The organism is Vibrio sp. 970 (genome assembly GCF_033339075.1).
The window spans coordinates 1-563 of the sequence record NZ_JAWOTW010000642.1 but is presented as its reverse complement, the minus strand read 5'-3'; the positions used below and the strand labels follow the sequence as shown (position 1 = coordinate 563).

General features: G+C 43.5%; 1 protein-coding gene. It reads right to left on the bottom strand.

What is annotated here, in order from left to right; all coding sequences use genetic code 11:
- On the bottom strand, nucleotides 1–563 hold a 563-nt coding region (locus R7Q11_RS28355), incomplete at both ends, for an AarF/UbiB family protein (RefSeq protein ID WP_263857228.1).

Below are 563 nucleotides of genomic sequence, written 5' to 3'. Positions count from 1 at the left end.
TCTTGCTCCATACTTAGAATTGTTCCAGCTTCTCGCAGTTTTTGCGCCAGTCCGCTGGCTTTAAAGTCATAAGCTTCATCAATTAGCATGGGTTCGCATGCCATTTTGACCAAATCTAAAATCGCCATTCTCTGTTCTGGTTTGATGCTTTGGGCGAAAAAGCCTATTTGCTCTAAAGCATCGTTGAGCCCTTGTTCGTCATCGTTCACGACAGATGAAAAGGCTTGGCGATAACCGGAACTAAAACGTTCACTGTATTCGCGGGTTGCGCCAAAATCTAACAGCCCGATTTGTTTACTTTGTTCAAGATAGAGATAGTTTGCGAAGTTTGGATCGGTTTGCACCATTTTGAATTCGAACAGTTCTTTAAACAGCAGTTCCAACAAATTGTGCATTACAAAGTCGCGAGTTTCTTGGTCGTAGTTTGCGATTTTCTCTATGGGCGTCCCTTGAATGAACGACATAGCCAGAACGGATTGGGATGACATTTCCGGGTAGATTTTTGGCACCACAAAATGCGGATGGTCTTGTAGAGCCTTTTGATATCTATAGGCAAACTGGGC